Source organism: Pantanalinema sp. (genome assembly GCA_036704125.1).
In the GTDB taxonomy this organism is placed as follows: Bacteria; Cyanobacteriota; Sericytochromatia; order S15B-MN24; family UBA4093; genus JAGIBK01.
The window spans coordinates 20,670-28,928 of sequence record DATNQI010000024.1; the positions used below are offsets into that span (position 1 = coordinate 20,670).

Consider the following 8,259-nt stretch of genomic DNA (forward strand, 5'->3'; position numbering starts at 1 on the left):
GCGGTCATGCTAGCACGAGCGAGCGGGATCAGTGGCCGATCGGGAAGAAGGGGCCCTCGCCGTGCGAGTTCCAGGCACCGACCACGTACTGGCGGTAGACCCTGGTCCTGCCGCTGAAGATGTCGGTCGCGGACTGGCTCGCCCCCGGGGTGTTCAGGCCGTACCCCGTGAAGCCCTGCAGGGTGATGTCGCGAGAGGCGTCGATCGTCCAGGGGGTGGCGGGCCAGCCCGGCGCCGAGACGATCCCGCGCTGAGCAATGGGATCGGGCAGGCTGCCCGGCTTTCCCGAGAGGCCGCCCCACGGGCTGGACCCCAGGTCGTCCGGGGCGGTCGCGTACCATGCGGCCTGCAACTCGGAGAGCGTGGGGTAAAAGCCCTTGTTCCCGGCGGCGTAGGTCTCGATGACTCCCGCGATGCGCAGGACCTTGTCCTGGGCCCTGGCGTTGCCGGCCGCCTCGCGCACCTGCCGGTAGAGGGCGCTCGCTCCCGCGAGCATGACGACCCCGATGGCGATGGCGAGGGTGACCTCGATGATGGTGAATCCCCGTTGCTTGCCCATGTCCCTACCATAGACAAACCGAGCGAGAAATAACTCACTCGGCTTGTGAAGAAACGGTGAATTTTGTTGTTTTTACGGTGAAGCCCCCGGGGGGCGGCCGGCTACAGGGAGGCGACCTGCTCGAAGTAGCGCAGGAACGCCATCATGCCGCCGCTGGCCATGCCCCAGTCGAAGTTCTCGTTGGGGGCGTGGTAGCCGTGCTCGGGCAGCGAGAGGCCGATGAACATGATGGGGCAGCCCAGCTGCCGCTGCATGCTCACCACCGCCCCGATGGAGCCGCCCTCGCGGACGAAGGCCGGGTCGGCGCCGAAGCCGAAGCGCAGCGAGGTCCTGATCGCCTCGGCGTAGGGACCCTCGCTCGACCCCATATAGGGCTCGAGGGCACCCTCTCGCTCGACGACCACGTCGGGGTTGCGCTCCTTGACGAAGGCCTCGACCTTGTCGAGGATCTCGCGCGGCTGCATGTCGGGCACCAGCCGCATGCTGACCTTGGCCTCCGCCCGCGGGGGAACGATGGCCTTGATCCCGGGGCCGGTATAGCCGCCCACCATGCCGTGGACCTCGAAGGTCGGCTTGCCCCAGATCCGCTCGGTGATCTCGGCCGGGTCCGTGACACGCAGGCACTTCAGGCCGTGGGCGGCCTTGAAGTGCTCGGGGTCGAAGCCCGAGGCGACGAAGCTCGCGCGCTCGGCCTCGGTCACGGGCAGGGCGGTGTCGTAGAAGCCGGGGATCTTCACCTGGCCGGTGCGGGCGTCGTAGATCTCGGAGATGAGCTGGCACAGCTCCCCGATGGGGTTGCGCGCAGCCCCGCCCGCGAGGCCCGAGTGGACGTCCTTTGTCCCGGTCTCGAGCAGCAGGCGGAAGCCCGCCAGCCCCCGCAGGCCCAGGGGGGCGGCGGGCTTGTCCCGCGAGATCCAGATGGTGTCCGAGACCAGGACCGAGTCGGTTTCAAGGTCGGCCTTGTGCGCTTCGAGGAAGGACTCGAAGTGGGGGCTGCCGATCTCCTCCTCGAACTCCCAGACGAAGCGCAGGTTGAGGGGGATGTCGTGCTGCTTGGCGAGCTTGGCGGCGAGGGCGGCGGAAAGCGCCGGGCCCTTGTCGTCGGTGGTGCCGCGGCCGCGGTACACGTCACCCTGCCGGGTGAAGACGAAGGGCTCGGTCTGCCACTCGGGCTCGTTGGCCGGCTGCACGTCCAGGTGGTTGTAGACGGTCAGCGTGCGCGTCGCGCGCGGGTGATGAAGGGTGCCGACGACGACCGGGAAGCCGTCGGTCTCGTAGATCATCGCCTCGCAGCCCAGGGCGTCCAGGTAGCGCAGGGCCCACTCGGCGCCGCGGCGCATGTCGCCCTGGCGCGCCGGGTCCATGCTGACGGTGGGGATCTCGACGATCTCCTGGAGCGCTTGCTCGAATTCGGGGCGCAGCGCCTCGATCTCCTGGGCGAGCTGGGACGAGAGGGATTCGATGATGGCCATGGTGGGGGTCCTTTCTCGGGGGGCTTTTCAGAGATTCTAGCACCCAAACGCGCGCCCCGACCCATCCGGTCGGGGCGCGCGTTGCATTCAGCGCTAGCGGTGGACGAGCTCCCGGCCGCGCTCTCGCAGCTCCTCGGTCAGCTTGTGCTGGATGGGGACGCCCATGTAAGACTTGTCCTCGTCGGCCATCCGATCCAGCAGGCTTGCGATCGCGAAGAAGGTCGGCGCCCAGAGCCCGACGAAGGTACCCGCGTTGCGCCGCCCCTCGGCATGCTCGCGCTGGCCGAGCAGGTAAATGGCCGCGGATCCGGCGATCGAGGCGATGCCGGCGCCGAAAGCCACGTAGCCGAGCTGCTTGACCGTCTTGCTATCCATGAGACCTCCTTGCCATCAGGCGCGGTGTGCGAACCTGAGGCTTACCCTAGGACATCCTGGAAAGCGGAGGCAACGCTCTGCCGAGATTTGACCTCAGCGCACGTAGGTGGGGACGCGCGAGGGGGACGCGAGCCACGACTGGAGGATCCGCTCCTGCAAGGGGGTGCTCGCGGGGGCCGGCAGGATCGAATAGTGGCGATCGCCCCCGAACGTCACCTCGGTCGCGTGTAGCCGGTCGTTGCGGAAGAAGTACACGGGGAGGGTGTCGCCCGGCTTCAGGTAGGCGTCCAGGCCGCCCGTCAGGGCGGGGGTCGCCTTGCGATCGCCGATGGCCACCAGCAGATCGCCCGTCATCAGGCCGGCCGCTTCGGCCGCCCCCTGCGCCCGCACGTCCTCGATCAGCATGCCGCCCTCCTTGGGGGAAAGGCGCGCCTGGAGCGAGGGGGTCTCGCGGTCGATCGAAAGCCTCAGCCCCGCCTTGGCGAAGACCTCGGCCCAGTCGGTGTCTTGCGTCGAGCGCAGGTGGTGGTCGAAGAAGGCCCCCATGGGCGCCCCCACGACCTCCTCGATCACCGCCTCGACCTCCTCGGGGTCGTAGGGCAGGTCGGGGGCGCCGTAGCGCTCCCACAGCACGCGCATGACGTCGTCGAGCGACTTCCCGTTGTCGGTCAGGGTGCGGATCTCGAGGTCCAGCGCGAGGCCCGCGAGCGAGCCCTTGAGGTAGTAGTTGACCGCCCCGTTCCAGCGGTCGTCCCCGAAGTTCCAGGTGATGAAGCTCGCCTCTTCGAGGGTGGTGAACTTGCGGCCCGGGGACTGCTCGAGGTGGACCAGGTTGTCGGCGATGCCGCGCAGGTACTCGGAGCGGGTGGTGATGCCCGCGCGCAGGCACATGAGGTCGGTGTAGTACTCGGTGAGGCCCTCGACCACCCACAGGGCGGTGGTGTGGGCCGGGCGGGAGTAGTCGAAGGGGCCGAAGCCGATGGGCCGCAGGCGCTTGACGTTCCAGACGTGGAAGAGCTCGTGGGCGGTGAGCGCGAAGAAGCCCTTGTCGTTGCGATCCAGGTCGATGGGCCCCTGGATGGCCGTCGAGTTCTTGTGCTCGAGGCCGTTGAGATAGGGGTCGGCCGTCACGTTGTAGAGGAAGGTGTAGGACGCGAAGGGGGCCTTGCCCCAGAAGGCCGTCTCGGTCTCGACCAGCCTGCGCAGGCCGTCCACCAGCCGCACCCGGTCCATGGGGGCGGTGCCGTTCCAGGCGACCAGGTACCGGGTGCCGTCCACGTGGAACTCGGCCTCCTGGAAGGTGCCGATCTCGAGGGGGCAATCGATGAGGTCGTCGTAGGTGGGGGCCTTGAAGCGGTTGCCGCCGAGGGCCTCGAGGCCCGTGGCGATCTTCCAGCTCTCGGGCGCCTCGACCGTGAGCTCGCTCGGGCAGTGCTGGCCTCCCACCGGGTAGAGGAAGACCATGCAGCCGTTGACGAAGGCATGCTGCGCGTTGAGCTGGGCCTGGTGGATGGTCATCTTGTCGGCGTAGACCTGGTAGGTGACCGTGAAGCCGCCTCCGCCGTGATGGACCCTCCAGCGGTGGAGGTCCTGGCGATCGCAGGCGAGCGCCTGGCCGTCGAGCCCCCGTACCTCGAAGCCGCGCAGGTTGCGGGCGTTGTCCACGATCTTGTAGGCGCCGGGCGTCCAGGCCGGCAGCGCCAGGTCCACGTGATCGCCCGGCCAGCCGCCGACCCGCATCTCCACCTGGAAGAGGTGGGTGTGGGGGCGCTCCATGCCGAGGCGGTAGTAGAGCGTGGGCAGAGTGGCGTTCGAGGGGTGAGGCATCGTCGCTCCTTCGCGCGGAACAGGGAAGAAACAGTATCTCCGGGAGGGGGGCTCAGGTCAAGCTTGCTTGCCGTCGGCGCCGACCAGCTGGCCGAACTTGAGGGCCACCGGCGCGATCGAGAGGTCGAGGGCCTTGCCGAGCTTCTCGACCACGAAGCGCTCGGCCGGGGTCACCAGCGAGACGACCAGCCCCTCGCGGCCCATGCGCCCGGCGCGGCCGGCGCGGTGCAGGTAGTGCTCGGCGTCGGTCGGAAGGTCCAGGTTGAAGACGTGGGTCAGGTGGGAGAAATCGAGCCCCCGCGCGCCCATCTCGCTGGTGACCAGCACCTGGATCTGGCCCTCGCGGAAGGCCTTGAGGATGGCGCCGCGGTCCAGCTTGTGCGCGCCGCCGTGCAGGGCGGCGGCCTTGAGGCCCTTGAAGCTCAGCTTGCCGACGATTTCCTCGGTCTGCTTGCTCGAGTTGACGAAGACCATGGCGGCCTTGGGCTGGCAGGCATGGATCAGCTTGCGCAGGGCGTCGGTCTTGTGGCCCTCGACCTCCATGTACGCGTGCGAGAGGTTGGGGGGCAGCTTGTAGCTGGCCGCCACGTGGACGTGCTCGGGATCCTTCATCCAGCGCTCGGCGACTTCCCGCACCTCGGGGGTGATGGTCGCCGACGCGAAGAGGGTCTGGCGATCGCGCGAGACCGACTTGAGCACCCGGATCAGATCGGTCTTGAAGGTGGGGTCGAGCAAGTGATCGACCTCGTCGAGCACCAGCAGGCGGGTGGCCTGGGTCTTGAGCTTGCCGTCGTTGATGAGCTCCGCGAGGCGCCCCGGGGTGCCCACCACCAGGTGCGGCTTCTTCTTGAGGCGCTCGATCTGGTGGCGGACGTTGGCCCCCCCGATCAGCTGCTGGGCGACGAGCCCGGTGCCCTCGAGCAGCCGCGTGAGCTCGTGGAAGATCTGCATGCCCAGCTCGCGGGTGGGCACGGCGATGATGGCCTGGACGGTGCGATCCTCGGGCTTGAGGCGGCTCAGCACCGGCAGGAGGAAGGCCAGGGTCTTGCCCGTGCCGGTCTGCGACTGGATGAGGACGTCCTTGCCTTCCATGACCAGGGGGATGGCGGTGGCCTGGACCTCGGTCGGCTCGGTGAGCCGCATGCGCTCCAGCGCCTCGACCAGGAAGGGGGCGATCGCGAGTTCTGCGAAGGTGGGCAAGGGGGAACCTCTCTGAAATGGACGCCGGGGCGGGAAAGGCTTCCATTATAGAGGCTCGGGCGCCCACGGGGATAGCTGCGTTAGGCGCTCTTGGTCTGCCGCTTCGGGATGAGCGGCGTCGCGACGACCGGGGGCAGGGTGGGCCTGGCGATCAAGTAGCCCTGGACGAAGGTGGCGCCGTGCTCGCGGATCCACTCCAGCTCCTCGATGACCTCGACGCCCTCGGCGACGGTCTGGATGCCGAGCTGCTGGGCGATCTCGAGGATCTTGCCGGTGATGAGGGCCTTGTAGGGGTCCAGGTGGACGTCCCGGATGAGGGCCATGTCCAGCTTGACGTAGTCGGGTCGCAGCTGATGCAGGAGGTTGAGGGTCGAGTGGCCGGCGCCCAGGTCGTCGAGGGCAACGCTGAAGCCGGCGTCGCGCCAGTAGGAGACGATGGCCTTGAGGTGCGCCAGGTCGCGCGTGTGGTCGGACTCGACCAGCTCGAACACCACGTGCTCGCGCGGGATCTGGGCCTCGTCCACGGCCTGGACGGTGCTGCGCAGGGAGACGGCGGGGTCGTCGATGCCGCCTGGGTTGAAGTTGATGAAGACGTGGCGGTCGATGCCGTAGCGGCGCGCCTCGCGGATGGCCGTGCGCCTTGCCAAGAGGTCCAGCTGATCGATGAGGTCCGCCCTGCGCGCCAGCGCGAGGATCTGGTTGGGAAAGGCCAGCCGCCCATCAGGCTCGATTCCCCGCATCAGGGCCTCGTGGGCGAAGATGTTGGAGGTATCGGCGGCATGAACGATGGGCTGGAAGTGGCTGGTGAGGCGCTCCTCGAGCAGCAGGTCCAGCAGCCAGCCGGACAAGGAGCGGGTGATGAGATCCTTCAAGGAGGTGACCCGGGCGAAGTCAGTGAACACCGGCTCGTCGCTCCCGGTCAGGAACAGGGCCCGGACCTCTTCCTGGATTTCGGGCCGCAGGGCCGCGTCGAACGCCTCCATCACGGCCCGGTGCAGGCCCGGGCCCACGGGAAGCCAGATGCACTGCTCCTCTTCCAGGTAGTGGTAGGCTTGCCCGGCACCTTCCAGGTGGCGCATGACCTGGCGCAGGCTGCGGTCGGTGGGGAAGCCCAGGAGGAGGCGCCCGCCGGTGGCGTGAAGGGACGTCAGGGGCGCGCACTCGGAGGAGACGTGAAGCTTCTTGTCGAGCATGCGTGAGCCTCTCCTCGTGCGGGGGATGGCGCCAGCGGTGCAGCGGGCAGGACGAGCGAACGAGCGTCCACGTCCAACATTATTCCCGGCGTGCGGTCATCGAAACGAGGGTTGTGGCGAGCTTGCGTTAATTTTCAGCTAAGCGACTCTCTCCTGGAGATTGCGGCAGGGGGGATTTGACCGGAAAACGACGCGCTGGACGAAAAAAAGCTCCCGATCGCCGATCGAGGGACTGGCAGGGGATCTGGCCTTTCCGTTTGGTTAACCTGGTCTTCAAGGGTATGTTAGCCTTAAGTTAAGCCGTCACTAACCTCAAAGACGAGGAGAGAGCCATGCTCAAGAAGTCCGTCCTGATTGCCCTCGGGCTTGCGACCGCGCTTGCGGGCTGCGCCCTTCCTTCCGGCCTCTCGACGGCCGGCGGCTCGACCGGGAGCAAGGCCCGCGCGAGCGGCATCCCCGCGGAGTACTACGCCAAGGCCCAGACGGCCGAGGGCCAGCAACTCCTCGCGGCGCTCCATGCCATCGTCACCCCCCACAAGGACCTGGGCTACGACCAGGGCCGCGACCTGATGTTCGGCTCGGTGGACGACCTCGACAACGACAACGTGGTCGTCGGCGTCTACGACGGCACGCGCCGCCCCGGCATCTCCGATCGGGGCTCGGCGAGCAGCAAGGACATGAACGCCGAGCACACCTGGCCCCAGAGCAAGGGCGCCACCAACGCAGCCAAGGCGGATCTTCACCACCTCTTCCCCGCCGACATGGAGCTCAACGCCCGCCGCGGCAGCTATCCCTTCGGCGAGGTCCTGACCCCCACCTACGTCACGCCCGAGGCGGACGCTCAAGGCGAGCACAGCCGCCTTGGCCCCAACGCCGGCGGCAAGATCGTCTTCGAGCCCCGGCCGAGCGAGCGGGGCAACGTCGCCCGCGCCCTGCTGTACTTCTACACCTGCTACGCGGTGAAGCCCACCAGCGTCAACGTGTCGCTCGACAACTTCCGCGTCGAGCTGCCCGTGATCCTCAAGTGGCACCAGCAGGACCCGGTCGATGCCGCCGAGCGCGATCGCAACGACGCCGTCTACGAGGTCCAGAAGAATCGCAACCCGTACGTCGATCACCCCGAGTACGTGGCCAAGATCGGCGCCGGCTGGGGGCTTTGATTTCGTAACCAAGCCATGCTTTGATAGAGGACGGCTTTCTAGCCGGCTCGCAGGTCTGGGGATAGGTGCAGGCGTCACCGTTTCGAACCGATCCCGATGTTAGAACATCCTTGCGAACCTCACTTTCCCCCCACCCATTGGAGAACCCCATGAACAAAGAAGAACTCGTCAGCGCCATCGCCAAGGAAGCGAACCTGAGCAAGGCCGTGGCCGAGCAGGCCCTCAACGCCACCGTCACCTCGATCACCAAGGCCCTCGCCGCCGGCGACAAGGTCACCCTGGTCGGCTTCGGCACCTTCGAAGTGCGCGATCGCGCCGCCCGCGAGGGCCGCAACCCCAAGACCGGCGAGACCCTCAAGATCGACGCCAAGCGCGTTCCCGCCTGGTCGGCCGGCAAGGCCGTCAAGGACGCGGTCGAGAGCAAGAAGTAAGCTTCAATCGCTTCGACGAAACCGCCCCCGGCTGCAGCCGGG

At 67.7% G+C, this 8,259-nt stretch carries 8 protein-coding genes; 2 read left to right on the top strand and 6 right to left on the bottom strand.

Annotated elements, in window-relative coordinates:
* Positions 1 to 28: 28 nt before the first annotated feature.
* From V6D00_03450 to V6D00_03475, 6 genes are all read right to left on the bottom strand, one after another.
* A complete protein-coding gene (locus V6D00_03450; protein ID HEY9898217.1) occupies positions 29 to 559 on the bottom strand; it encodes a type II secretion system protein in 531 nt (176 codons plus the stop codon).
* 101 nt (positions 560 to 660) lie between these two features.
* The gene (locus V6D00_03455; GenBank protein HEY9898218.1) at positions 661 to 2,031 is read right to left on the bottom strand and encodes a M20/M25/M40 family metallo-hydrolase; all 1,371 of its coding nucleotides are present in this window, start codon (positions 2,029 to 2,031) and stop codon (positions 661 to 663) included.
* A gap of 93 nt (positions 2,032 to 2,124) precedes the next feature.
* Positions 2,125 to 2,406, bottom strand: a complete 282-nt coding sequence (locus V6D00_03460; protein ID HEY9898219.1) for a hypothetical protein — start codon at positions 2,404 to 2,406, stop codon at positions 2,125 to 2,127.
* Between the two features lie 93 nt (positions 2,407 to 2,499).
* Positions 2,500 to 4,233 carry a hypothetical protein gene (locus V6D00_03465; GenBank protein HEY9898220.1) on the bottom strand — a complete coding sequence of 578 codons (1,734 nt, stop codon included), beginning with the start codon at positions 4,231 to 4,233 and terminating at the stop codon, positions 2,500 to 2,502.
* A 57-nt stretch (positions 4,234 to 4,290) separates the two neighbouring features.
* Positions 4,291 to 5,433, bottom strand: a complete 1,143-nt coding sequence (locus tag V6D00_03470) for a DEAD/DEAH box helicase (protein HEY9898221.1) — start codon at positions 5,431 to 5,433, stop codon at positions 4,291 to 4,293.
* A gap of 80 nt (positions 5,434 to 5,513) precedes the next feature.
* Complete coding sequence (locus V6D00_03475) at positions 5,514 to 6,626, bottom strand: EAL domain-containing protein (protein HEY9898222.1); 1,113 nt, start codon at positions 6,624 to 6,626, stop codon at positions 5,514 to 5,516.
* A 332-nt stretch (positions 6,627 to 6,958) separates the two neighbouring features.
* On the opposite strand from V6D00_03475, the gene V6D00_03480 reads away from it, so the two are divergent.
* Together V6D00_03480 and V6D00_03485 are read left to right on the top strand one after the other, a co-directional pair.
* A complete protein-coding gene (locus V6D00_03480) occupies positions 6,959 to 7,786 on the top strand; it encodes an endonuclease (GenBank protein ID HEY9898223.1) in 828 nt (275 codons plus the stop codon).
* A gap of 149 nt (positions 7,787 to 7,935) precedes the next feature.
* Positions 7,936 to 8,217, top strand: a complete 282-nt coding sequence (locus tag V6D00_03485) for an HU family DNA-binding protein (GenBank protein ID HEY9898224.1) — start codon at positions 7,936 to 7,938, stop codon at positions 8,215 to 8,217.
* Positions 8,218 to 8,259: the final 42 nt, after the last annotated feature.